Source organism: Haloarcula mannanilytica, from assembly GCF_005406125.1.
Taxonomy (GTDB): Archaea; Halobacteriota; Halobacteria; order Halobacteriales; family Haloarculaceae; genus Haloarcula; species Haloarcula mannanilytica.
This window is the reverse complement of sequence record NZ_BIXZ01000002.1, coordinates 580,901-602,741: the sequence shown is the minus strand read 5'-3', so window position 1 is coordinate 602,741 and position 21,841 is coordinate 580,901. Positions and strand designations below refer to the sequence as shown.

The 21,841-nt window shown below is 65.9% G+C and carries 23 protein-coding genes; 14 read left to right on the top strand and 9 right to left on the bottom strand.

Annotated elements, in window-relative coordinates; translation table 11 throughout:
- Nucleotides 1–93: 93 nt before the first annotated feature.
- Nucleotides 94–525, top strand: coding sequence for a universal stress protein (locus Harman_RS10285; protein ID WP_137683686.1), 432 nt, complete (start codon nucleotides 94–96; stop codon nucleotides 523–525).
- Here the strand turns inward: Harman_RS10285 and Harman_RS10280 are convergent.
- Together Harman_RS10280 and Harman_RS10275 are read right to left on the bottom strand one after the other, a co-directional pair.
- Entirely contained in the window at nucleotides 522–1,043 is a 522-nt protein-coding gene (locus Harman_RS10280) for a GNAT family N-acetyltransferase (RefSeq protein WP_137683685.1), read from the bottom strand. The two genes, Harman_RS10285 and Harman_RS10280, sit on opposite strands and share 4 nt — an antisense overlap.
- Nucleotides 1,040–1,411 (bottom strand): universal stress protein, encoded by a 372-nt coding sequence (locus Harman_RS10275; protein WP_137683684.1) that lies wholly within the window; start codon nucleotides 1,409–1,411, stop codon nucleotides 1,040–1,042. Before Harman_RS10275 ends, Harman_RS10280 begins: the two co-directional genes overlap by 4 nt.
- Nucleotides 1,412–1,526: 115 nt before the next feature.
- On the opposite strand from Harman_RS10275, the gene Harman_RS10270 reads away from it, so the two are divergent.
- Both Harman_RS10270 and Harman_RS10265 read left to right on the top strand, forming a co-directional pair.
- Nucleotides 1,527–2,282, top strand: coding sequence for a DUF5806 family protein (locus tag Harman_RS10270; RefSeq protein ID WP_137683683.1), 756 nt, complete (start codon nucleotides 1,527–1,529; stop codon nucleotides 2,280–2,282).
- 12 nt (nucleotides 2,283–2,294) lie between these two features.
- A complete protein-coding gene (locus tag Harman_RS10265; RefSeq protein WP_137683682.1) occupies nucleotides 2,295–2,720 on the top strand; it encodes a hypothetical protein in 426 nt (141 codons plus the stop codon).
- Between the two features lie 33 nt (nucleotides 2,721–2,753).
- Here Harman_RS10265 and Harman_RS10260 read toward each other — a convergent pair whose 3' ends face one another.
- Nucleotides 2,754–3,272, bottom strand: coding sequence for a DUF7529 family protein (locus tag Harman_RS10260; protein ID WP_137683681.1), 519 nt, complete (start codon nucleotides 3,270–3,272; stop codon nucleotides 2,754–2,756).
- An 85-nt stretch (nucleotides 3,273–3,357) separates the two neighbouring features.
- Here Harman_RS10260 and Harman_RS10255 point away from each other — a divergent pair, with 85 nt between their 5' ends.
- The 5 genes from Harman_RS10255 (at nucleotide 3,358) to Harman_RS10235 (ending at nucleotide 10,259) form a co-directional block, all read left to right on the top strand.
- Nucleotides 3,358–6,021: a dipeptide ABC transporter ATP-binding protein gene (locus Harman_RS10255; RefSeq protein WP_137683680.1), complete on the top strand. Its 2,664-nt coding sequence runs from the start codon at nucleotides 3,358–3,360 to the stop codon at nucleotides 6,019–6,021.
- Nucleotides 6,022–6,118: 97 nt separating this feature from the next.
- Nucleotides 6,119–7,867, top strand: coding sequence for an ABC transporter substrate-binding protein (locus Harman_RS10250; RefSeq protein ID WP_137683679.1), 1,749 nt, complete (start codon nucleotides 6,119–6,121; stop codon nucleotides 7,865–7,867).
- 18 nt (nucleotides 7,868–7,885) lie between these two features.
- Nucleotides 7,886–8,968, top strand: coding sequence for an ABC transporter permease (locus tag Harman_RS10245; RefSeq protein WP_137683678.1), 1,083 nt, complete (start codon nucleotides 7,886–7,888; stop codon nucleotides 8,966–8,968).
- Nucleotides 8,965–9,894 (top strand): ABC transporter permease, encoded by a 930-nt coding sequence (locus tag Harman_RS10240; RefSeq protein WP_137683677.1) that lies wholly within the window; start codon nucleotides 8,965–8,967, stop codon nucleotides 9,892–9,894. Before Harman_RS10245 ends, Harman_RS10240 begins: the two co-directional genes overlap by 4 nt.
- The gene (locus tag Harman_RS10235; RefSeq protein ID WP_137683676.1) at nucleotides 9,894–10,259 is read left to right on the top strand and encodes a DUF7268 family protein; all 366 of its coding nucleotides are present in this window, start codon (nucleotides 9,894–9,896) and stop codon (nucleotides 10,257–10,259) included. The genes Harman_RS10240 and Harman_RS10235 overlap by 1 nt, the downstream gene beginning before the upstream one ends.
- Here the strand turns inward: Harman_RS10235 and Harman_RS10230 are convergent.
- Together Harman_RS10230 and Harman_RS10225 are read right to left on the bottom strand one after the other, a co-directional pair.
- Entirely contained in the window at nucleotides 10,251–11,582 is a 1,332-nt protein-coding gene (locus Harman_RS10230) for a dihydroorotase (RefSeq protein ID WP_137683675.1), read from the bottom strand. The two genes, Harman_RS10235 and Harman_RS10230, sit on opposite strands and share 9 nt — an antisense overlap.
- Before the next feature lie 24 nt (nucleotides 11,583–11,606).
- Complete coding sequence (locus Harman_RS10225; protein WP_137683674.1) at nucleotides 11,607–12,290, bottom strand: lipoate--protein ligase family protein; 684 nt, start codon at nucleotides 12,288–12,290, stop codon at nucleotides 11,607–11,609.
- A 228-nt stretch (nucleotides 12,291–12,518) separates the two neighbouring features.
- Between Harman_RS10225 and Harman_RS10220 the strand changes: the two genes are divergently transcribed.
- On the top strand, nucleotides 12,519–13,373 hold the full coding sequence (locus tag Harman_RS10220; RefSeq protein ID WP_137683673.1) for a hypothetical protein: 855 nt from the start codon (nucleotides 12,519–12,521) through the stop codon (nucleotides 13,371–13,373).
- Between the two features lie 99 nt (nucleotides 13,374–13,472).
- Here the strand turns inward: Harman_RS10220 and Harman_RS10215 are convergent, their stop codons facing one another.
- Complete coding sequence (locus Harman_RS10215; RefSeq protein WP_137683672.1) at nucleotides 13,473–14,045, bottom strand: cysteine hydrolase family protein; 573 nt, start codon at nucleotides 14,043–14,045, stop codon at nucleotides 13,473–13,475.
- Nucleotides 14,046–14,121: 76 nt separating this feature from the next.
- Here Harman_RS10215 and Harman_RS10210 point away from each other — a divergent pair, with 76 nt between their 5' ends.
- Nucleotides 14,122–15,582 carry an Hvo_1808 family surface protein gene (locus Harman_RS10210; protein ID WP_137683671.1) on the top strand — a complete coding sequence of 487 codons (1,461 nt, stop codon included), beginning with the start codon at nucleotides 14,122–14,124 and terminating at the stop codon, nucleotides 15,580–15,582.
- Nucleotides 15,575–16,927 carry an Hvo_1808 family surface protein gene (locus Harman_RS10205; RefSeq protein WP_137683670.1) on the top strand — a complete coding sequence of 451 codons (1,353 nt, stop codon included), beginning with the start codon at nucleotides 15,575–15,577 and terminating at the stop codon, nucleotides 16,925–16,927. Before Harman_RS10210 ends, Harman_RS10205 begins: the two co-directional genes overlap by 8 nt.
- A 7-nt stretch (nucleotides 16,928–16,934) precedes the next feature.
- On the opposite strand, the gene Harman_RS10200 is transcribed toward Harman_RS10205, so the two are convergent.
- Nucleotides 16,935–17,720 carry a DUF3592 domain-containing protein gene (locus Harman_RS10200; RefSeq protein ID WP_137683669.1) on the bottom strand — a complete coding sequence of 262 codons (786 nt, stop codon included), beginning with the start codon at nucleotides 17,718–17,720 and terminating at the stop codon, nucleotides 16,935–16,937.
- Between the two features lie 121 nt (nucleotides 17,721–17,841).
- Here Harman_RS10200 and Harman_RS10195 point away from each other — a divergent pair, with 121 nt between their 5' ends.
- From Harman_RS10195 to Harman_RS10185, 3 genes are all read left to right on the top strand, one after another.
- Nucleotides 17,842–19,005, top strand: a complete 1,164-nt coding sequence (locus Harman_RS10195) for a nicotinate phosphoribosyltransferase (RefSeq protein ID WP_137683668.1) — start codon at nucleotides 17,842–17,844, stop codon at nucleotides 19,003–19,005.
- A 34-nt stretch (nucleotides 19,006–19,039) separates the two neighbouring features.
- Nucleotides 19,040–19,324 (top strand): DUF6360 family protein, encoded by a 285-nt coding sequence (locus Harman_RS10190; protein ID WP_004590818.1) that lies wholly within the window; start codon nucleotides 19,040–19,042, stop codon nucleotides 19,322–19,324.
- A gap of 75 nt (nucleotides 19,325–19,399) precedes the next feature.
- Complete coding sequence (locus Harman_RS10185) at nucleotides 19,400–19,699, top strand: CPCC family cysteine-rich protein (RefSeq protein WP_137683667.1); 300 nt, start codon at nucleotides 19,400–19,402, stop codon at nucleotides 19,697–19,699.
- 18 nt (nucleotides 19,700–19,717) lie between these two features.
- Here the strand turns inward: Harman_RS10185 and Harman_RS10180 are convergent, their stop codons facing one another.
- On the bottom strand, nucleotides 19,718–20,572 hold the full coding sequence (locus Harman_RS10180; protein ID WP_137683666.1) for a ZIP family metal transporter: 855 nt from the start codon (nucleotides 20,570–20,572) through the stop codon (nucleotides 19,718–19,720).
- A 96-nt stretch (nucleotides 20,573–20,668) separates the two neighbouring features.
- The gene (locus Harman_RS10175; RefSeq protein WP_137683665.1) at nucleotides 20,669–21,805 is read right to left on the bottom strand and encodes a site-2 protease family protein; all 1,137 of its coding nucleotides are present in this window, start codon (nucleotides 21,803–21,805) and stop codon (nucleotides 20,669–20,671) included.
- Between the last annotated feature and the right edge of the window lie 36 nt (nucleotides 21,806–21,841).

Sequence of the window (21,841 nt, the reverse complement as noted above, 5' to 3'; positions counted from 1 at the left end):
ATACACTGTTGGTCATGGGCGAGGGCTCGGTGCATGGCACCGCCGACTCGGACCTCGGTGGATTTTTGCCGGACGGGATCACAGATGCGAGTGATGGATATCGATCTCGTACTCGTGCCGGTCGACGGTAGCGACCAGTCGGAACGAGCGGCCGAGTACGCAATCGCCGTTGCAGAGCGGTACGACGCCGATCTCCACCTGCTGTTCGTTATCGACGAACGGCTCCACCGTGACATCGACAGCGGCGAGGTGAGCGCAGACGCTATCGCTGACGAACACCAGGCCTTCACCGAGAGTATCCGAGAGCAGTTCGTGGCCGTCCACGACGGGACGTTCGAAACGTCGTCCGCGACCGCCTTCTCCGAAACGCGGTTGATGCAGACGCCGGGCAGCGTGGTCCTCGACGTGGCGGAAGATATCGATACGGATTTCATCGTCGTCCCGCGCGAGGAAGGCGAGGAGGCCGTCGGGCGTGCGGCGATTTACGTCATCGAATACGCCAGCCAGCCGGTACTCACCGTTTAGAGTCGAATCGCCATCTCGACCTCGAAGCTCTCGGCGCTGCTCGTCTCGAACCCGACTTTCTCGTACAGCGCTATCGCCGGCTCGTTCCAGCGCTCGACCGTGAGCCAGACGTGGTCGATGCCCTCAGCCTGGCCGTAGCCCAGCAGCGTCTCGACCAGCGCCGTCCCGATACCGGCGCCCTGGTAGGCCTGTAACACGAAGATAGCGAGTTCGTGCTCGCCCTCGTTGTCCGGGACCAGCGTCGCGTGGCCGGCGACGGTGTCGTCGTGCTTGGCGACGACGTTGACACAATCGTCGTCGAGTATCGTGTCGAGCCACTCGCGGATCGGCTCCTCTTTGACCGGGGGGATACCCTGCGCTCGGTCCGCGGGGTCGAAGTCGAGGTACATCTCGACGAGGCTCTCCGTGTCAGCGTCGTCGGCGGAGATCACGTCGATAGGACGGTCCTCGCGGTCAGTGATCGTCCGTGGCGGCCGCGGGAACTCTCCTGCCGGTTCGTCTGGATAGGTGCGCGTCATCGGATGAGGGTCACCGGGGTCTGTGCGTTCAGCAGGACGAACTCGACAATGGGGCCGAGCTGTATCTTCCCGAGCGGGGAGCGGCCGCCACCGCCGAGGACGATCCTATCGAACCCCTCGCTCTCGGCGATGTTCACCAGTTCGCTCCCCGGCGACGCATCCTCGATGAGCCTGGTCGGCGGCGCAAGCCCACTTTCGTCAATGTGGTCCTGCACCCGCTGTTGGACCGTGCCGAAGTCGGCGTCGATGTCCTCGTTTTCGAAGATAACGACGGTTAGCTCGTCGCCCGTTTCCGACACTCGTTCGAGTGTTTCGGTCAGTGCCAGATAGGACAGTTCGCTGCCCCCGACACCGAGCAGTAGTTTCATAGTCGGGCCATGCATGGCAGCAGTGAAAAAGCCACCTGGCGGACGTGTCAACAGTGCACAAGGACGGCAGGACAGCGGCGATACCCTTTTTCACCGCGAGCGCGCATGCTCCTCTATGACAGAGGGCGCACCGCCGGACGAGACAGATGTCGAGGCGACAGACGAGGAGTCGACCGGACACCAGCCGGACGAACCGGCGGCCGCGGAAAACGGGACCGACGACAATGACAGCGCTGCGGGGAGCGACCCCGGCGACTCGGCCACCGAAACAGCACAACCCGAGTCAGGTAGCAGCGAGGCGGCCGCCACCGCCAGCGACGAGGCAACCAGTCCAGTCAGCGACGTACCGGCCGACGTACAGAAGTACGACCGCTTCAAGAAAATCGAGGGTGGGACCTACGACCGCGCGAACGACTTCCTGCGGGACCGGACGTACATCACCGCCCGCGAGTGGGCCATCGCCCGCCTTTGTGCCGACTTCCGGACCGAAACGGGCGTCGAGATGACGAAAATCGGGGAGAACCTCCCCGAACTCGTCCCGTTCATGACGGACACGTACACGCCACAGGCCGTCAATCAGGCCCGCTCGGCCTTCGAAGACAAGGTCCGGAAGGCCGGCGCGACCTTCCTCTATGGCGCGATGTGTGACTTCTTCACCGCCGAGGACCTCGACGACGTGATGTACGAGGCCACGGAGGTCGCGAAGTTCCTCCTCGAAGTCGAGGGCGTCGACCTCGCCGTCGAGGACGAGATGGAGGCCGAAGACCGGATTTCCTCGGTGATGCGAGAAGTCCGCGAGCAGTCGGCGGCGCTGCGACACGACGAGGTGTGCTGTCCGGAGTGTGGCAATGAGTTCCAGGTCGACGAGTAAGCCGGGCGGGAGATGAGCGACATCGACCCGGACGCCGAGCCATCGATGTCGACTCGTGAGGCGACACAGAAGGTTCTGCGAACCGATCTCGCCGTCGGCATCGGCGGGGCGGTGTTGGGGTACGCAGAGGCCGGAAGCGCCCTGTTCGACGTGTTGCCGGTGGTCGTTGGGGTCACGCTGCTAACCGCCGTCGCGGTCGCCGTCATCGAACACGATGCGGTGCCGGGCGTGTACCCGGAAGTCGCGGCGCTGGCGTCGTTTCTCGTGCTGGCGGGCGCTGTCGCCGGTCTCGTGACGCTTTCGGCGGCTCCGATGACGGTCAATCTCGCGGGCGCACTCTCGGGGTTCGGGGTCGGTGTGCTCGGCAATCGGATTCTCTACGGCGTCGTCTTCGAAGTGCCGTCGTATCGGCTGACGCGAGTTCGCGGGCGGTCGTAGTCGGGCGGTTGGTGATCGCTCACGGATCAGGTGTCAGTCGGGGAAGAACGGCTCGGGGTCGTCGTGGGCGACGGTGACCACCTCGTCGTCAGAGAGGGGGCGAATATGTGAGTAGAGGCCGTGGTCCGCAGCGACCCGTTCCAGGGCCTCCCGGTCGCTGCGGTCGTAGTACAGCGGGACGAACGCGGCGAGGTCGTCGCCACATTCCAGCGCAACGAGCAGGAACACCATCCCGTCGCCGGTCGCCCGGAAGACCTCGTACCGGTCAACGGCGCGTTCTTCCAGCGCGTCGGCGAGCCGCCGGAACTCGTCGCCGGGGACCACCACGTCGAACCCGAGTCGTCGAGTGTCGGGTTCGTACTCGCCGGTCTGTTCGGCCAGCGTTTTCGGCTCGCCGGTCAGGACCGTCACGTCGCCGGGGTGGAGTTCGATGGTTTCGCGGCCGGCGTCGCGGTACTGCGCTGCCGTCGCCGTCATGTCGTCGATGACCTGCTCCCAGTGACCGACGACGCGGTCGAAGGGGTTCGATTCCGGGTCGGCGGGCTCGTCCATACGTCGAGTGAGGCGGCCCCAGGCATAAACTGTTGGCGAGGTTTCAGCACAACACTTTTGGAAGTATTTCGAGAACAACAGATAGATGCGTGACTTGTTGACACTATCCAGTCTCCGGACCCAGTTCGAGACGGACCGGGGAACGGTCAAAGCCGTCGACGGCATCGACCTCACCGTTCGAGAGGGCGAGACCGTCGGGCTGGTCGGCGAGTCGGGGTCAGGGAAGTCGGTGACCGCGCTGTCGGCGATGGGAATTGTCGACGATCCCGGACACATTGCCGGCGGAAAGGTCCGCTTTGGCTCGCTGGAGACGGTCACGCGGCTGGCACGGCAGTATCCGAAGGCGGTTGCGACCGATGCCGACGGCTCCGGGTTCATCCACCTGGACGCGGCGACCGTCGACCGGGGCGAACTCCCGGAGTCGCTGGACGGGACTGCCGACGACACCGCGCTGGCCCGGCAGTTCATTCGAAGCAATCCGAGGGACGCACTGCCGAAAGAGGGGGACGGTCCCGTAACCATCGCAGACGGCTACGTCGACCTGACGGCCGCGCCGGAGCGGGCGATGCGTGACATCCGCGGCGGCGACATGGGGATGATATTCCAGGACCCGATGACCTCGCTGAACCCCGCCATCACCGTCGGCGAGCAGGTCGCCGAAAGCCTGCGCCTCCACCGGTACGGCCGCAAGCGCAACGACTCGTGGTTCAACGCCCTCCGGGAGATAACCCCGTCGCTTGGCCGGGGCGGCAAGATGAGCGAGGAAGTCCGATCCGACGTGATAGCCCTGCTTGAGGAAGTCGGGATTCCGGAGCCGACCGACCGCGTCGACGAGTACCCCCACGAGTTCTCCGGCGGGATGCGCCAGCGCGTACTCATCGCCATCGCTCTGGCCTGCCGGCCGAAGCTGCTGGTCGCCGACGAGCCGACGACGGCGCTCGACGTGACCATCCAGGCCCAGATTCTGGACCTCATCGACGGCCTCCAAGACGAACTGGGGATGGCGGTCCTGTTCATCACGCACGACCTCGGCGTCGTCGCGGAGACCTGTGACCGCGTGGCCGTGATGTATGCCGGCGAAATCGTCGAGGAGGGGCCGGTCGAGGAAATCTTCGGGAACCCCTCGCATCCGTACACGTACACGCTGCTGGAATCGATACCCAGCGAGGAGACCGAGCGGCTGACCCCCATCGAGGGCAACGTGCCGAGCCTCATCGACATGCCCGAGGGATGCCACTTCGCCGACCGCTGTCCGTGGGCACAGCCGGAGTGCCGCGAGGGGGAGATACCGTTTCTCCAGCACGGTCCGGACGACGTGTCCCACCGCTCGAAATGTATCCTCGATTCCTTCGATACGAGCGAGTACGGCACCGGCGACGCCGGCGTGGCCGCCCACGAGACGACGCGAACGGACAGACAGCTCATGCAAGTCGACGGGCTGAAAAAGCACTTCTCGCGGGCCGACGACCTACTCGATAAGTACATCGGACGCGAGCCCGAGTCGGTCAAAGCCGTCGACGGCGTCTCGATGGACATCTACGAGGGCGAGACGCTCGGCCTCGTCGGGGAGTCGGGCTGTGGGAAGTCGACGACCGGCCGGACCATTCTCCGCCTGCTGGAGCCGACCGACGGGACTGTGGTCTTCGCCGGCCAGGACCTCGCGGACCTGGACAAGGACGACCTCCGGGCGGTCCGCCGGGACCTGCAGATGATATTCCAGGACCCGATGTCAAGCCTCGACCCACGGATGACCGTCGGCCAGACCATCATGGAGCCGCTGAAGATTCACGACCTGCCCGAGGACACCGGCGACGGTTCCCGCCGCGAGCAGCGGGTCGACCGGGTCGCGGAGCTGATGGAGGCGGTAGGGCTGGACCCCGACCAGTACGACCGGTATCCACATGAGCTGTCCGGCGGGCAGCGCCAGCGTGTCGGCATCGCCCGGGCGCTAGCCGTCGACCCCGACTTCATCGTCTGCGACGAGCCCGTCTCGGCACTTGACGTGAGCGTCCAGGCCCAGATAATCAACCTCCTTGAGGACCTCCAGGGGGAATTCGGCCTCACCTACCTGTTCATCGCGCATGACCTCTCCGTGGTGCGGCACATCTGTGACCGCGTCGCTGTGATGTATCTCGGTGAAGTCGTCGAAGTCGCCGACACCCCGGACCTGTTCGCCGACCCGAAACACCCCTACACGCGAGCGCTGCTGTCGGCGATTCCCGAACCGGACCCCACCGTCGAAGCCGACCGAATCCTGCTGAAGGGCGACGTGCCGTCACCAATTGATCCGCCGTCGGGCTGTCGGTTCCGGACCCGCTGTCCCGAGATAATCCCGCCGGACATCGACATCGAACAGGAGACCTACAGAGAGGTGATGGACTACCGACAGCGGGTGGAAGACGAGGCGATTTCTCTCGATGCGATTCAGGCGCAACTCCAGTCGGACGACGCTACAGCAGCGACCGACGGCGGGGCGGACCTCACCGAACCGAACGGGGAGTCGGTGGCGGTTTCGGCCTTCGTCGAGGCGATGTTCGACCGGTTCTTCGAGACCGAACCGACCGGCGAGAACAGACGTGTCATCGAGGAGTCGTTCGAACGCCTCGCAGCAGCCGATTGGGAGGGTGCAGCCGAACTCCTCCGTGACCGGTTCGAAAGCGTCTGTGAGCGACGCCATCCCGAACTGCAGTCGAGTCCGCATCCGGCGGCGTGTCACCTGTACGAGCAGCCACGCAGCGACCGCGAGTAGGGAGTATTACTCGGCCGCACACCGCCCTTATTTATTATAATGTATATTTATCTACCTGTCCAGTACTGTTATATTCGACCTGGTTGAATGGTACCGTATGTCATCCGACGGTCAGATCGACAGGCGGAGCTTCCTCACGGCGGCGGGCGGTGCCGCGGCGGCCGCAACACTCGCGGGTTGTTCCGGTGACGGTGGCGATGGCGATGGGACTGCAGGTGACGGCGAGAGCGGCGACGGGGACGGCACTGCTAGCGACGGCGACAGCGGCGGCGGTGACGGGGCAAGTGACCAGACGCTCGTGTACGCCCGCGGGGACCACCCCGAGAACTACGACCCGCAACAGACGACAAGCGGCGAGGTCGCCAAAGTCACGAACCAGATATTCGACACGCTCATCCAGTTCGCCCCGGGAAGCGGCGGCCAACTGGAGGACGCGCTGGCGACCGACTACTCGCTCGACGGGACGACGGCGACGCTGACGCTCCGAGAGAACGTGACCTTCCACAACGGGGAGGAGTTCACGTCCTCGGACTTCGAGGCGACCTGGCGGCGGTTCACCCAGAGCGACTATCAGTACTACCTCGGCGACGAGACGCGGTCGGGGTACGGCCCGTTCACGCTGGGCGACTGGATAGAGAGCGTCGACGCGAGCCAGGACTACGAACTGACCATCGAACTCACACAGCGGTACGCCCCGTTCCTGCGGAACCTCGCGATGTTCGCCGCGGCCGTCCTCTCGGAGGCCCAGATCGAGGCGATGGGCGACAACCAGGCGGACCTGGGGACCGAACCCGTGGGGACCGGTCCCTTCCAGTTCGACACGCTCGACAACCCGAACGAGCGCATCCGGCTGACGGCCAACACCGAGTTCTGGGGCGACGGTCCACAGGTCGGGACGGTCATCTTCAAGACAATCACCGAGAACAGCACCCGAGTACAGGACGTTATCAACGGGGCCTCACACATCACGGACAACCTCGACTCCTCCGGGTTCCAGCGCGCCGAGGAGAGCGGGACAGCGACGCTGCTGCGGAAGAACGGCATCAACCACGGCTACATGGCGATGAACATGGCCCGGTTCGAGCCGTTCCGGAACCGGACGGTCCGGCGGGCCATCGCCCACGCCGTCAACACCGAGGCCATCGTCAACCAGATCTACCAAGGTTTTGCCACGCAGGCCTCACAGCCGCTCCCACCGGACGTGCTCGGACACAACGACGACCTCGACCCGTATCCGACGGACAAGGAGCAGGCCCAGTCGATGCTCGAAGAGGCGGGCTACGGCGACGGCTTCGAGTTCGAACTCGCGACGTTCTCGAACCCCCGCGGATACAACCCCAGCCCGGTTCAGACCGCAAATCAGGTCAAATCTGACCTGGAGGACATCGGGCTGACGGTCAACATCAACCAGTTCTCCAACTTCGGCCCGTATCTGGACTACACGTCCGCCGGGCGACACGACGCCTGTTTCCTCGGCTGGTACACCGACAACGCCGACCCGGACAACTTCATGTACGTCCTGCTGGACCCGAAAGTGTCGATGGACGCCGTCCCCGACGGCCAGGACTGGGTGAGTTTCGACACGGAGGGGTATTCCACGCTGAACGTCTCCGGGTGGGCCAACACCGAGTACATGGAACTCGTCCGGGAAGCCCAGCGGACCTACACCGAGGGGGACCGCGAGACGATGTACCAGGAAGCCGCACAGCTGGCCTACGACGAGTCACCCTGGGTGTTCATCGACTACGCCGAGACACTCCGGGCGGTCAACGAGGCCGTCGTCGCGGACTCCTACACGGTGAGCTCCGTCGGCGGCCCCTACCTCAACACGGTCGAACTACAGTAGCTTCCCACCCGTCCCCGCATGAACTGGACACAGTCTCTCTTCCGGCTGGTCGAACCGGTGGTTCCGCCCCGGTTCGTCGTCAAGCGGCTGCTGTTGCTTGTGCCGGTGCTGTTCGGCGTGGCGTCGGTCGTGTTCGCGATTCTCCACCTGGCTCCGGGGGACCCCGCCATCGTCATCGCCGGCCAGCGGGCCTCGACCGAACAGCTCGAACAGATACGCCAGGAACTCGGCCTGCGACGGCCGCTGTGGGAGCAGTACCTGAGCTTCCTGTGGGACGCGGCACGGTTCGACTTCGGCCAGTCCTACAGCATCAGCCGCGGGAACAGCGTCCGGTCGGTCATCGCCGACCGGCTCCCTATCACGCTCGAACTCGCTATCTACGGCCAGGCGGCGGGCATCCTGCTCGGCATTCCGCTGGGTATCATCTCCGCGGTCAAACAGGACTCGCTGACCGACCACGTCACCAGAATCGGGGCGCTGACGGGTATCTCGGTCCCGATATTCTGGTCCGGGCCGTTGCTCATCCTGCTTTTCTCGACGTATCTCGACGTGTTCCCGACCAGCGGCCGCATCGACTCGACGCTGTTCCTGCCCGACACCTGGACGCTGTTCGGTCGGGAGCTTCCACTGACCGGGATGATAACCGTCGATACCGTCCTGCTCGGAAACACCGAAGCGTTCCTCTCGGCGGCCCATCACCTGTTTCTGCCGGCGCTGGTCATCGGCGTCTACTCGACGGCGCTCATCTCGCGGATGATGCGCTCCTCGATGCTTGAGGTCATCCGGCAGGACTACATCCGGACCGCGCGGGCGAAGGGCCAGGGCGCGAAGATAACGCTGATGAAACACGGGTTCAGGAACGCGTTGATTCCCGTCGTCACCGTCATCGGCATCCAGTTCGGTACGCTGCTCGGCGGGGCGGTCCTGACCGAGACCGTGTTCGGCATCAACGGGATGGGGCTGACCATCGTCACCGCCATCGGCGTCTCCGACTACCCGGTCGTCCAGGGGACGGTACTCACCTTCGCGCTGCTGTTTACCCTCGTCAACCTCGTCGTCGATGTCACCTACAGCTACCTCGACCCACGGATTCAACAATGAGTACGGACACCGAAACGCGGGGCGCGCTGGGACGCCTGCGGGCGTCCCCGTTCCTCGCCGACCTGCTGACGAACCGACTGGCCGTCGTCGGGCTGACGATAATCCTCGGCATGGCTGCTATCGCCGTCTACGCCCGCGTGACCTACGACCTCGGCGCGCTCGCCAGCTCACAGCTCGGGACCGAGGTCACCGACCGTGCGCCGCCCGGCTGGCTCGGCCCCGCGCCCGCGACCCAACAGCTGTTCGGCACGGATGCAGCGGCCCGGGACATCTACAAGCGGTGTCTGTACGGCGCGTGGTTGGCCCTGAAGTTCGGGACGATTACGGTCGGGACTTCCACCACCGTGGGCGTCGGGATGGGGATTATTGCGGCGTACTACGGCGACGTGACCGACAATGTCATTATGCGGACGATGGACGTGTTGCTGGCGTTCCCACCACTGTTGCTCGCGCTCGCGCTGGTCGCCATCTTCCCGCGGGACCTTGGCCTCTGGCGGGCCGTGGTGGCGCTCGTGCTCGTGTACACGCCGCGGTTCGCTCGGGTCGTCCGCGGGGCCGCACTCAAAGTGCTCGAAGACGAGTACGTCGACGCCACGGTCGCACTGGGCGCGACCGACCCTCGGATTCTGGTCCGGCACATCCTGCCGAATACGCTCGCGCCGATCACCGTCCAGTCGACGCTGAACTTCGGGCTGGCCATCATCGACCTCGCGGCGCTGTCGTTCCTCGGGTTCGGCGCGCAGGCCGGGACGCCGTCGTGGGGGCTGATGCTCTCTCGCGGCGTCGAGAACGGCCTCCTCACCGGTCAGTGGTGGCTCTCCTTCTTCCCGGGGCTGTTCCTCGCCATCACCGTGTTGGGGTTCAATCTGCTCGGCGACGGGATGCGCGACGCGCTGGACCCGCGGATGCGGGAAGCAGTCGACTGATGGCCGCTCCCGGCGACCCACCCCGGCTTCGAAGCTACGTGGCGTCTAGGGTCCGGTTGTTCGGGAGCGGGCTGCTCGTCGGCCTGTTGCTTGGCGGCCTCGGCATGGCGGGCTGGACACTCTACACCGGGGATGCCCGAGCCAGTGAGGCGACAGTGTTCGCGCTGGGTGCGCTGGTGTTCGGCTTCGGCCTGCTGGGCTGGTCCGGATCGATACTCGCCGGCAACGGCATCGAGGCCATGCAAGAGCACATGGGCACACGAAGCGACTGGACAGAGAAAGACTCCCGTCGGGCGATGGCCCGGCTCTGTGGCGGCGGCGGCGGAATAATGGTCGGCACGTCCGTCGTCGCGGCGCTACTCTAACCGTTCGCTGTCCGTGCCACGGACGTTCTCGCCCTGGTGGTCGTAGAACACGTCCTCCTGGGGCGTCGTGTCGTCGCTCTCCAGCGCGTCGCCGCGCTCGTAGACGACAGTCCCCCGGACCATCGTCCATTCGGGGAACACCGCTTCGCGGCCCTCGAACGGGGTCCAATCGCACTTGGAGTGCAGCCGCTCACCGTTGATCTCGCTCGTCTCAGTCGTGTCGACGAGCACGAGATCAGCGTCGTTGCCGGACTCAATTCCACCTTTCTGTGGCAGGCCGAACACGTCGGCGGGGTTGCGTGCGGTGAGGTCCCGAACACGCTCGTACGTGAGTCCGCTGTCCGAATCCCGAGCCTCCGCAAGCAGGAGCGGCAGGACGGTTTCGACGCCGGGAACGCCCGACGGCGCATCCCAGATACTGGCGTCTTTTTCCTCGCGGGTGTGTGGCGCGTGGTCGGTTGCGATCATGTCGACGGTGCCGTCCACCACACGCTCGTAGAGCTTCTGGCGGCGCTTCTCGCGGCGCAGCGGCGGGTTCATCCGGCCGTAGGTGCCCAGTTCGGAGAGGTCGCGTCGAGAGAGCAGCAGATGATGTGGCGTCACCTCGGTCGTCATTCCGGCCTCGCTCGCGATGTCGACGCCCTCCGGCGTCGAGGTGTGGGCGATGTGTATCGTGGTGTCGTGCTCCTGAGCGACGGCACAGGCCCGCTCGACGGCCTTCGCTTCCGCCTTGGCGGTCCGGAAGGCGCTCCAGGCGTCGGCGTCGTCGCGGGCCTTGGCGTCGTCGTTGAAGTAGTCCGCGTCCTCAGCGTGGACGGTGACTGGCACGTCATTGTCGTCGGCCGCCTCCAGCGCGTCGGCGAACAGGTCGGCCTCGATGCCCATATCGCCCGTCGAGTCAGCGAGGAACACCTCGCCGAGCGCGAACAGGCGACGGCGCAGAAGGACGTTCGGAATCCAGTCAGCCGTGACGCCGCCGTTGATGCCCCAGTCGACGACAGAGTCGGCGGCGAAGTCGGCCTTCTGGTCGAACGCCTCGCCGTCGATGGTCGGCGGGTCGGTGTTGGGCTGGTCGACGACAGTGGTGACGCCGCCGGCCGCCGCGGCCCGGGAGCCGGTCTCCCACGTCTCCTTGTGGGGGTAGCCGGGCTGGCGGAAGTGGACGTGCGCGTCAACCATCCCCGGAAAGAGTCGTTTGCCGGTCGCTTCGATGACGTGCTGGTCGGTCGCGTCGAGGTCGCGGCCGACCTCGGCGATGGACTCACCACGCACCCGGACATCGCGCTGGCGGCCGTCCGGGAGCGTCGCGTTACGGATGAGCATACGCCCAGTCGACCGGGCGCGCCCCTAAGTCCCTCGGATGGCCGTCACCGACACGTCGCGGTCGTCGGCCAGCGCCCGTTCCAGCGCCGCGATGACCTGGTCGGCATCGTCAGTCCCCCCGGCGTTGGCGACGCTGCCGACGCTCTGTGGGTCGAACGGGACATCGAGCGCCTCGTAGATGGGAGCCAGCACCTCGGCGATGGCCTCGTGGTCCCGAACGACGACGATACCACCGACCACGGCTACAGACTGGCGGACGCGCTGGGCAAGCCCCGCGATTTTTCCGCCGGCCTGAAGCGAGTGGCTCCCCGGACAGAAGGAGGCGTCCGGTTCGCCGGTTCGAACGGTGACGCCGCAGTCGTCGAGTGCGCGCTTCAGGGCGGCTTTCGCCCATTCGTAGCGGTCGTCGATGGTCTCCCGCGGGTCCTCGGTGGGCTCAGCTAGGGCAAACGAGACGGTCGACCCGGTGTAGGCAACGGCGCGACCCCCCACGGCGCGCTCGATGACGGTGTACCCCCGGTTGCGGGCGGTCCGGCGCGCTCGGTCGTAGCCGTCGCTGTTCGCGTCACGGCGGCCGAACGCCACCTGTCTGTGCGGTCGCCAGACACGCAGGGCCGGCTCGCGGTCCTCGGCGACGCGGTCCGCCATCCGGCGTGTCCGATCGAAGTCGGTTTCGGGGTCGGCGGCGCGGCCCCGTAGCAGACGCATAGCCGAACAGTAGGGACTCGCAGGGCTAAAACGGTCCGCCGGTCACGCGTCCGGCCGTCCCTCAGCGGCGGATAGCGAACAGGCGACACACGGCTGTCGCGACGGGACGTGTCGCGCTCCCGCTGCCCCCGCCGCGGTCGTCGTCAGCGCACACGAAGCGGTGGTCCCGGCATAGGTCTTGAACCTACTGTCGACAGAGCCATATCGACACACGCCTAATCGCCGCCGATGGCCGTCACGATACCGCGCGACGTGCTGTTCCAGTACTACCGGTTCTCCCTGTACAACTCGCCGTTCGACGCCCACGACGAGGGGTGTGCCATCGACCTCTACCCCGACGGCGAGCGCGCGCCGTCGCCGGTTGCTGGCGAGGTGCTAGACACGAAGACGGTCCAAGCGCCGCCGAAGCCCTACGCCGCCGAGCACGACCATCTCATCCTTGTCGACACCGGCGATGTCGTGGCACGACTGCTGCACGTCGACCCGGCCGTCGAACCGGGCGATACGGTCGCTGTCGGCGATGACCTCGGGAAACTGGTTCGGGCGGGCTTTTTCGCGCCGTGGGTCCCGAACCACATCCATCTCGGATTCCGCGCTCCCGGCGCGAACCACTACCGTGCGTCGGGGTCACTGCCGGTCGACGCGGCAGTGGATGTGACCCCGGTGACCTGGGACGGAACCGGAACGGTCGCCGAAGCCGGCGAGACTTGGGTTCGACTTGACGAGCCTGCACATCCAGCGCCGGGGGAATCCTTTGTCGGTATCGCCAACGATGTCGACGGCGACGGTTCGGGCGTTCTCGACGGCGGCCTGCCCCACTACTCCGGCGGTGGGTTACTGGGCGGTGACGGGGTCGAAGAAGCGGCTATTGCCGGACAGCGGGTCGGGACGACCGACCGCACGGTCGCATGGAACGACCTGACCGTATTGGCAAACGACGAGCCGATAACCGGTATCGCGCTGTTCTGTGGCCGCGAGCGTTTCGGCGCAAAGCTCGTTGGTGAGAGTATTGACTTTGCCGTCGGCGACGAGGTGCGCGTGACCATCGAACGGGGTGTGGCCGGCGACGAACCATCGGGATAGTACGGTTCTCACAGGGCTCGGGGTGCTTGCGGAAATTCAGATCGTATTCGGGGCCGTCTTCAACCACAGTTACGTCGCTGCGAACGGGGGCGGCACCTATCAGGCGAACGCGAGTTCCTCGCGCTCAGTCACCTCGCCGAACAGCCAGTCCGCGTGCTCCAGTGCGTACTCGCGGTGGTCGTCCTCGATATAGCCGACAGCATCTTCGATGAGAACCGGTCGGTAGTCCCGAAGACCGGCGCTAGAGGCGGTGTGGAGCACACAGACGTTCGCAAGCGTGCCACAGATGGCGAGGTCTTTGATTCCGTGGGCGTCGAGCCACCCCGCCAGTTCAGTCTGGTAGAAGGCGTCGTAGGTGTGCTTGACGACGACCAAGTCTGTCTCTTGGGGTTCCAGCCCATCGACGAGTTCGGCCTCCCAGGACCCCTCAAGGACGTGTTCGCCCCAGCGGTCGAACTCGTCGTAGTAGTGGTTCCCGTCGAACTGCTCGGGCGGGTGCACATCGCGGGTGAACACCACGCTGGCACCGGCCTCGCGGGCACGGTCGACCAGCTGGGCACAGGGCTCGACGGCCGCTTCACTGTCCGGTGCGTAGAGGCTCCCGTCGGGGTGACAGAAGCCGTTCTGCATGTCGATGACGACCAGGGCGGTCTGTGACGGGTCGAGTTCCATGCGCGGGCGTTGGGTCGGGTCGACTACGAAAGTTACCCCGTGTGACTTTTCACTGTGGTGCCCTTCCTTCTGGTAGATGCGCCGCCCGTTTGCTCTCACCGTTCTCTGTGTCGCCGTGCTGTTGCTGGCAGGCTGTCAAGCGCCCGGTTCGCCGACCGATCAGACGGATCCCAGCGGCGACGATCTGACGCCCGACAGTTCCGCGGTTGACTACGGGAACGACGGCTCCGCTCCGGCGGCACCCGACGAAGATCGACTGGGCTACGAGAACGGCTACTGGTACAACGAGTCGCTGTCCGTAACGACCGATGACGGACTGAACGAGACGGAGCGGGACGCCGTTGTCGCCCGGACGATGGCCCGCGTCGAGCGGATCCGCGGCCTGGAGTTCCAAGAGACGGTCCCCGTCTCCGTCATCTCCCGGGCGGAGTACCGCAACAACACGGCCGGCGGCGAAGCCGGCGAGTCGCTACGCCGGTTCGACAACGCGAAATTCGAGGCGCTGTTTTTTATTGGCGAGGACCGCGACTCCATCGCCGTCCAGAACAGCAATCGCGGCGAGAGCGTCTTGGGCTATTACAGCAGCCGACGCGGTGAAATCGTTATCGTCAGCGACTCCGAGACGCCGACGATAAGCCGGGGAACACTGGCCCACGAACTCGTCCACGCGCTACAGGACCAGCAGTTCGGATTGGCGAGCGACGCGCGAACGCGAGACGAAGTGCAGGGCCGGAACGGGCTCGTCGAGGGCGATGCCGTCGCGGTCACGCAGGCGTACACCGGCCGCTGCGGCGAGGAGTGGGACTGCATCGACAGGCCCGACACGTCGAGCGGTGGCGGCGGCGACCGCCACTTCGGCATCAACTTCATGCAGTATTTCCCCTACAGCGACGGTCCCGGGCTGATTTCGGATCTCCGGGAGCGTGAGGACTGGAGCGCCGTCAACGGTGCCTACGACGACTACCCCGACGGGGCCGTCGAGGTGACCTACCCCGAGCGCTACCCCGGGTGGGAACCCGAATCGGTTTCGCTTGCGGACCGGTCCAGCGACGACTGGGAGCGGGTCAGACCCTCGACCGACCGGAACCGACCCGACTACGCCGTCGTCGGTCCGTCGGCTATCGCCAGTTCGATGGCATACACCATCGCCGACGACTACAACGAGTCCGCCGTCGTTGGGACCCGCGATGTCATCAACTACGAGGACGGCTCGCTGGACAGCGACGACCCGTACAACTACGATCTGCCGGCGACCGACGGCTGGGAAGGCGGCCGGATGCACGTCTACGACAACGGTTCGGAGACGGCCTACGTCTGGAAGACGACCTGGACCAGCGAGGCCGACGCCCGCGAGTTCGCCGACGCCTGGGCGGCGGTGATCGCTCACTGGGGCGGCACCAGAACCGCAGCGGGCCAGTGGGTCATCGAGGAAGGCAGTCCCTACACCGACGCCATCGCCGTCAGGATTGACGGGGACACGGTCACCATCGTGAACGCGCCGACGACCGACGAACTCGACGAGGTCCACGATGCGTAAGGAACTGCTCGTCGCGCTGGCGGTCGTCTTCGCGGGCTGTACGGTCCCGTCTTTCGGCGGCAGCGACCACCCCGAGACGCCGGCCGGCGAGGACGCCATCGGCTACGAGAACGGCTACTGGTACGACGACTCGGTGTCTGTGACGACCGACGACGGACTGAACGAGACTGAGCGAGAGGCTGTCGTTGCCCGGACGATGGCCCGCGTCGAGCAGGTCCGCGGCCTGGAGTTCAAAGAGACAGTGCCGGTGTCAGTCATCTCTCGGGCCGAGTACCAGAACCGCTCGGGGGGCAGCAGCGGCGGCAGCGCCGGGCCGGAAAACCCCTGGAACGACCAGGTGTGGGAAGCGCTCCTCATCATTGGCGAAGATTCGGGCAGCAGCGAGTCGATTGACGACACGCTCTCGACGACGGTCCAGGGCTACTACTCGCCGAGCAACGACGAGATCGTCATCGTCAGCCCGACCGAGACGCCACAGATCGACCGGCGGACGCTGTCCCACGAACTGGTCCACGCCCTGCAGGACCAGCACTTCGGGCTGAACGGCTCCGCGAAGACCCAGGATACCCAGCTCTCCCGGCAGGGCGTCACCGAGGGGGAGGCCAACTACGTCCGCGTCCTCTACGAGCGACGCTGTGGTGACGGCTGGGGCTGTATCGCGCTCCCGGACCGGACCAGCGACGGCGAAAGTAGCGACGGCGGGGACACCAGCCAGGAGTCGAGCTACAACGAGGGGCTGTTCACCGTCCTCTATCAGCCCTACGTCACCGGCCCGCGGTTCGTCGACCAGATCCGCTCGGATGGCGGCTGGGACGCCGTCGACGCACTGCACGACGACTTCCCCGACAGCACCGAGCAGGTGCTCCACCCCGAGAAATATCCCGACGAGAAGCCCGTGAACGTCAGCGTCGCGGACCGCTCCAGTAGTGACTGGAGTCGCTTCGACCACGACCCGGTCGGCGACACGGTCGGTGAGACCTCGATTTACGCGATGATGTACCACAACGGCCAGACCGAGGGCGACCGCTACAGCTACGAGAGTGAGGTCTCGGCGGGCTGGGGCGGTGACCTCGTCGTGCCCTACCGCAACGGCTCCGGCGGCTACGGCTACGTCTGGGAGACCCGCTGGGACACCGAAGAAGACGCCAGAGAGTTCGAACGGGCGTATCGGGCGGCACTGACAGAGGAACACGACGCCGTCCAGCCGCGCAACAACATCTACGTCGTCCCCGACGAATCGCAGTTCAACGACGCCTTCCGGGTGGTCCGGTCGGGCAAGACCGTCCGCATTGTCAACGGGCCGAAAAGCGGCGACCTGGACGATATTCACCGAGTCGAGGAGTGAGCGGCTCTCAGATGACGCGGCGGTAGGTGAAGCGGCCGGCCCCGAGGACAATGACGATTGCCGTCACATACGCGATCAGGTCGTGAGGCGGCCGTGAGACGGCGAGGTAGGCGGCGACCGTCCCGAGCGCGGCGAGACCGCAGAGCGACCACAGGACGACGGCCCAGCGGCCACTGACCGGCGCAGCACCGTCTTCAGGACCGTCGTTCTCGGGTGACTCCTGGTCGAGAATCCGCGTCGGATCGTCCGGGACGCCGTCGTCGGCGTCGGATTGTTCGAGCGGACTCCGCTCGCTCCGATTCAGCGGAATTTTCGACAGGACAAAGCGGAGCCACCGCGTCCGCGGCGTGAGCGCGTCGCCGAGCAGCAGAAGACCGAACGCGACCAGAACGCCGGCAGGGAAGAAGTCGAAGCGCTTGACGAGGTAGGCGTCACCGGGGCTGTCCGGGTCGTAGTAGACCGTGACCGGCTCCGCTTCAGCGTAGTGCTGCAGCACCCGCGCGGCGCGGTCCCGCTGGTTCGTGTCCACGTCTGACCCGAACGCGATGTCGCTCCCCGTGTAGGTCCTACCGTCGACGCGGTAGGTGTAGGTGACGTTCGGCTGGTAGTACCGGTTCCCGCCGAGGGTCGGCCGTCCGATCTCGGCGTAACTATCCATCTCGACGGTCTCGACCGTGCCCGTCGTCGTCTCGTAGCCGGTCGCGGCCAGGTACTGTGAAACGGCGAGACCGGTCCCGGTGGTGAGTAATGCGAGCGCTAACAGGAGGGCGACGGAACGGCGGGGACTGAGCACACTCGGCCGTATCGACGGGCGCGTAGAAAGCGTTACCACTCCGGCGAAACGGCAGTGAGCGTCTCCACCTCGTGACCGCCGACCGGACCGCTTTTTCCCCCTCCCGGACGAACTACGGGGCATGACTGAGGAGTTCGATGTCGTTTCACCCGAAGCGATTCGGGACGGCCGGGCGACCGACGCCTACTTCGACCGGACGATGGAGGCGCTGGAACACGCAGGAAAGAACCCGGACGTGGTCGCCGAGGTGACAGCGAACCAGTTCGCGACGGGGCGCTGGAAACTGCTGGCGGGGCTGAAAGACGCCGCCCGGCTACTGGAGGGCCGAAGCGTCGACGCCGACGCGCTTCCGGAGGGTCAACTGTTCGACGGCGGTCCAGTGATGCGAATCGAAGGCCCCTACCGGGAGTTCTGCCGGCTCGAAACGGCGCTGCTTGGCTTTCTCTCGCATCCGACCGGGATTGCGACGCGGGCGCTGGAAGCCCGCTACGCCGCGCCGGAGTCGACGGTGCTCTCGTTTGGTTCGCGCCACGTCCACCCCTCAATCGGCGCGATGGTCGAGCGGTCGGCGCTGCTGGGCGGCCTCGACGGCATCTCGAACGTCGCCGCCGGTGAACTCATCGGCCACGAGGCCGGGGGAACGATGCCCCACGCGCTGATGATCTGCTTCGGCCGCGGCAACCAGGAGGCAGCGTGGCAGGCCTTCGACGCCGCCGTCCCCGAGGACACGCCCCGCATCGCCCTGACGGATACCTACAGCGACGAGACCGACGAAGCGCTCCGTGCAGCCGAGGCCATCGACGACCTCACGGGGGTCCGACTGGACACCACTGGGTCCCGCCGTGGGGACTTTCGCCACATCGTCCGAGAGGTGCGCTGGACGCTAGACGCCTACGGCCACGAGGACGTGGACCTGTTCCTCTCGGGCGGTCTGACCCCGACGACGCTCCGGGAACTGCGGGACGTGGCCGACGGCTTCGGCGTCGGGAGCTACGTCGCCAACGCCGACCCGCTGGATTTCGCGCTGGATATCGTCGAACTGGACGGCGAACCGGCGGCCAAGCGGGGGAAGCTCACCGGCACGAAGTCGGTGTACCGCACCGCCGACGGCGGCCACCACATCGGCCTGGCCGACCGCGACGGGCCAGAGAACGCCGAGTCGCTGCTGGAGCCACTGATTCGTGACGGGGAAATCGTCAGGGCGTTCGACCTCGACGCCGCCATCGACCGCGCGGCGGCGGACGCCGAGCGAGTCGGCTACGAGGGAGTCACCGCTGACGAGTAACCGGCGTTAAGTCGCCGGCCCACAAAACTGCGGTATGGTCGACCGCATCATGAAGGTCAACGCGTACACGACCTTCGACCTGCTCGACGGTGAGGTAGAGGGCCACGGCTTCGAGGAGGAGGCCCTGGCCGTGCTGAACGTGACCGCGCCGCGCAAGAACCCGGATCACGTCGAACTCCAACTGGAGATGGACAACACTGACCTCGACGCGGTAAAGCCACACGCGGACTCAGTCACCCTGTCGGCGGCCCAGGCCCGCGAATTAGCCGCCGAACTGGAGGAGTACGCCGGAAAAGTCGAGGACGCCCAGTCGGAGTAGTCCGTAACTTTTGTTGACATTAATTCGTCGCTAACATTCGATAATTCTATGGTGTGCAGATGCATACCACGAAGTATGTCGACCGAGACGCCCGGTAATCCAGCCGCACGGGAACTGGGTTATTGCCCGTGCTGTGGTTACCAGACGCTCCCGGAGGGCCGGCCGGGGTCATACGAGATGTGTCCGGTGTGTCACTGGCTCGACGACCCCGTCCAGTTCGGCGACGCGGAGTTCGTCAGCGATACCAACCACGTGTCGCTGACGGAGGCAAGAGAGAACTTCCGCGAGTACGGGGCCTGTGCCCCCGACGAAGTCGACGACTGCGAGGAGCCAACGGACATCAACCGTGACCCGAACTGGCCCTACGAGGAGTGACAGCCACGGCGAGGGGACTCACGCCGCGAGTGCGATATCCAGATACAGCATGACGATGACGCCGGCCATCAGCCCGAGCGTCGCGATGCGCTCGTAGCCGCGCTGGTGCGTCTCGGGGATTATCTCGTCAGAGATCACGAACAGCATCGCGCCCGCCGCAAAGCCCATCGCGTAGGGCAAGAGTGGTTCGACGGTCACGACGGCGACAGCGCCAAGCACCGCAAGGGGGATTTCCACGACACCGGAGCGAATCCCGGAGAAGACAGCATAGAGTCGCCGGTCCAGACCGGCGTTTATCGCCGCGACGGAGACGGCCAGCCCTTCGGGGATGTTCTGGATGCCGATAGCGAGCATCAGCGAGAGCGCGCCACCTATTTGGGCCGGGTCGCCGGCGGCCGCGCCGAAGCCGACGCCGACGGCAAGCCCCTCTGGGACGTTGTGTAGCGTAATCGCGAGGATGAACAGGATGACGCCCGCCAGTTTCGATTCGTCCACCGAGAGGTCCTGGCCGGGGTTGGCCGCGTCCGTCCGCCGACTCCCGGTCAGCAGGTAGTGGGCGTGGGGAACGAGGCCGTCCGCCCGGTCGAGAAAGAGCGCACCGAGGGCAACGCCGACGAGCGTCGGTATCGGGTTGCCGCCGGAGTACTCCTCGATGCCGGGGATGATGAGGCTCGTGAACGCGGCGGCCAGCATCACGCCCGCGGCGAACCCAAGCGCCGTGTCGAGCGCCCGCTCGGAGGGGTCGCGCCAGACCAGCACGAGCGACGCGCCAAAGAGGTTCATCGTCGCGATGATAACCCCGCCGACGAGGCCGTTGATGAGCGGATCAGTGCCGACCAGGTCGACGAACAGTTCGACGAGCCCGGATTGCATTGTCCTGTACTGTACGTCGCCCCCTCTTGGATGTACCGACAGTCAGGCGATGCCGTGTCTGGACTGGTGAACGTCTCCGAGCGGGTACCCGCTGTTTCAGAACGGTTCCGGCGACCCGACCAGCCGACGCATCTCCATCGCGCTGGCGAAGTCTTCCCGGGAGACCATGCGGGTCCCCTCGGGACCGTCGACGAACGCGGCGGTGGCTCTGGCGGTGTCCAGTTCGACGAGCGCATCGAAGGCGGCCATGTCTGAGACGAACCGCGGGAGATCGGTCTCCATCAGGTCGGCGACGGTGTCGGCCTCGCGTTCGGCTTTCGAGAGTTCCCTGAAATCGCCGACCGTGACGACGCCGACAACGTCACCGTGGCGCGTGACGGCGAACTCCGTCCGGCGGTCGGCGAACATCCGGTCAACCAGGTCTTCGACGCTGGCGTCGGCCTCGATAGTGGCTTCGAGGGGGCTGGCAACATCGTCGACGGTCAGCCCCTCAAGCAGGGCGGCCAGCGCGACCGAGCGGGACTCGCCCGACGCGGCCCCGTAGACGAACAGCGCCAGCAACAGCAGCATCGGACTGAACGAGAGGACGCCGACGACGGCGAACACCACGGCGAAGCCGGTGCCGATTCTGGCAGCGATACGTGTCGCCTGGGCGTAGGGCCGCTTTCGCGCCAGCAACGCCCGGAGGACGCGGCCGCCGTCCATCGGGAACGCCGGCAGCATGTTGAACACGGCGAGAAAGAGGTTCGTGACGGCCAGCCAGCCGACGACGAACAGCGTCACCTGCGCGCTCGCGGGCAAGGCAAACAGCGCGGCGTAGCAGACGACCCCGGTCAGTACGCTCACAGCGGGGCCGGCCAGCGCGATGACGAGCTCTCGGTTCCACTCCTTCGGCATGGATTCGAGGCTGGCGAGGCCGCCGAGAATCCAGAGCGTGATCGACTCGACGCCGAGCCCGTAGCGCATCGCCGCCCCAGCGTGGCCGAGCTCGTGGAGGGCGACGCTGACGAACAGACCGACGGCCGCGGCGGTACCGATGACCCACGGCGTCTGGCCCGCAGTCAGTATCGTGAGATTGAGCGACGTACCGGAGAGCGCGCTCACGATGCCCGCGTACAGCTCAATCTGGGTCCCGCTGCCGATAATCCAGGCCAGTACCGGCAGGAAAACGAGCAACGAGATGTTGACCCGTATCGGAATCCCCCAGACCGTCGTGATGTGGAAGTTTCGCACGGGCAGGCAAACGGACAGGGGTCGTGTATATCTTCT

Bases quoted from the DNA above. Each gene is read 5' to 3' on its own strand.
- Harman_RS10285 (WP_137683686.1), top strand. From the start codon at position 94: ATGGATATCGATCTCGTACTCGTGCCGGTCGACGGTAGCGACCAGTCG.
- Harman_RS10280 (WP_137683685.1), bottom strand. From the start codon at position 1,043: ATGACGCGCACCTATCCAGACGAACCGGCAGGAGAGTTCCCGCGGCCG.
- Harman_RS10275 (WP_137683684.1), bottom strand. From the start codon at position 1,411: ATGAAACTACTGCTCGGTGTCGGGGGCAGCGAACTGTCCTATCTGGCA.
- Harman_RS10270 (WP_137683683.1), top strand. From the start codon at position 1,527: ATGACAGAGGGCGCACCGCCGGACGAGACAGATGTCGAGGCGACAGAC.
- Harman_RS10265 (WP_137683682.1), top strand. From the start codon at position 2,295: ATGAGCGACATCGACCCGGACGCCGAGCCATCGATGTCGACTCGTGAG.
- Harman_RS10260 (WP_137683681.1), bottom strand. From the start codon at position 3,272: ATGGACGAGCCCGCCGACCCGGAATCGAACCCCTTCGACCGCGTCGTC.
- Harman_RS10255 (WP_137683680.1), top strand. From the start codon at position 3,358: ATGCGTGACTTGTTGACACTATCCAGTCTCCGGACCCAGTTCGAGACG.
- Harman_RS10250 (WP_137683679.1), top strand. From the start codon at position 6,119: ATGTCATCCGACGGTCAGATCGACAGGCGGAGCTTCCTCACGGCGGCG.
- Harman_RS10245 (WP_137683678.1), top strand. From the start codon at position 7,886: ATGAACTGGACACAGTCTCTCTTCCGGCTGGTCGAACCGGTGGTTCCG.
- Harman_RS10240 (WP_137683677.1), top strand. From the start codon at position 8,965: ATGAGTACGGACACCGAAACGCGGGGCGCGCTGGGACGCCTGCGGGCG.
- Harman_RS10235 (WP_137683676.1), top strand. From the start codon at position 9,894: ATGGCCGCTCCCGGCGACCCACCCCGGCTTCGAAGCTACGTGGCGTCT.
- Harman_RS10230 (WP_137683675.1), bottom strand. From the start codon at position 11,582: ATGCTCATCCGTAACGCGACGCTCCCGGACGGCCGCCAGCGCGATGTC.
- Harman_RS10225 (WP_137683674.1), bottom strand. From the start codon at position 12,290: ATGCGTCTGCTACGGGGCCGCGCCGCCGACCCCGAAACCGACTTCGAT.
- Harman_RS10220 (WP_137683673.1), top strand. From the start codon at position 12,519: ATGGCCGTCACGATACCGCGCGACGTGCTGTTCCAGTACTACCGGTTC.
- Harman_RS10215 (WP_137683672.1), bottom strand. From the start codon at position 14,045: ATGGAACTCGACCCGTCACAGACCGCCCTGGTCGTCATCGACATGCAG.
- Harman_RS10210 (WP_137683671.1), top strand. From the start codon at position 14,122: ATGCGCCGCCCGTTTGCTCTCACCGTTCTCTGTGTCGCCGTGCTGTTG.
- Harman_RS10205 (WP_137683670.1), top strand. From the start codon at position 15,575: ATGCGTAAGGAACTGCTCGTCGCGCTGGCGGTCGTCTTCGCGGGCTGT.
- Harman_RS10195 (WP_137683668.1), top strand. From the start codon at position 17,842: ATGACTGAGGAGTTCGATGTCGTTTCACCCGAAGCGATTCGGGACGGC.
- Harman_RS10190 (WP_004590818.1), top strand. From the start codon at position 19,040: ATGGTCGACCGCATCATGAAGGTCAACGCGTACACGACCTTCGACCTG.
- Harman_RS10185 (WP_137683667.1), top strand. From the start codon at position 19,400: ATGTCGACCGAGACGCCCGGTAATCCAGCCGCACGGGAACTGGGTTAT.
- Harman_RS10180 (WP_137683666.1), bottom strand. From the start codon at position 20,572: ATGCAATCCGGGCTCGTCGAACTGTTCGTCGACCTGGTCGGCACTGAT.